The following is a 679-nucleotide window of genomic DNA, read 5'->3' on the forward strand; positions in this document are numbered from 1 at the left end:
GCGTGCTCGGCATGGTCGTCACGCTGGAAGCGCCGTCTGCCGTTTCGGTTGGCCTGTGCCTCGTGCATGTCGCCTGCGACAAGCGCCCTTGGCTGGAAGGACTGAACGTGGAAATGGATTGGCAGATGAGCGGCAAGCCCTTGCTGCTCTACCTAGACAACGCGGCCGAGTTCAAGAGCGAGGCCCTGCGCCGGGGTTGCGAGCAGCATGGCATCCGGCTGGACTATCGCCCGCTGGGACAGCCGCACTATGGCGGCATCGTGGAACGGATCATCGGCACGGCGATGCAGATGATTCACGACGAACTGCCGGGAACGACCTTCTCCAACCCTGACCAGCGCGGCGACTACGATTCCGAAAACAAGGCCGCCCTGACGCTGCGCGAGCTAGAGCGCTGGCTCACATTGGCGGTCGGCACCTACCACGGTTCGGTGCACAACGGCCTGCTCCAACCGCCGGCCGCGCGCTGGGCCGAGGCCGTGGCGCGTGTCGGCGTACCGGCCGTCGTCACACGCGCTACTTCGTTCCTGGTCGATTTTCTGCCGATCCTCCGGCGCACGCTGACCCGCACCGGCTTTGTCATCGACCACATCCACTACTACGCCGATGCGCTCAAGCCGTGGATTGCGCGGCGTGAACGCTGGCCGTGCTTTCTGATCCGGCGCGATCCGCGCGACAT

Annotated in this window: 1 pseudogene; it reads left to right on the forward strand. The window is 65.2% G+C overall.

Annotated elements, in window-relative coordinates:
- Positions 1-679: pseudogene (locus tag ABD296_RS49705) on the forward strand (Mu transposase C-terminal domain-containing protein); the annotation flags it as partial.

Source organism: Actinomadura napierensis, assembly GCF_039529375.1.
In the GTDB taxonomy this organism is placed as follows: domain Bacteria; phylum Actinomycetota; class Actinomycetes; order Streptosporangiales; family Streptosporangiaceae; genus Spirillospora; species Spirillospora napierensis.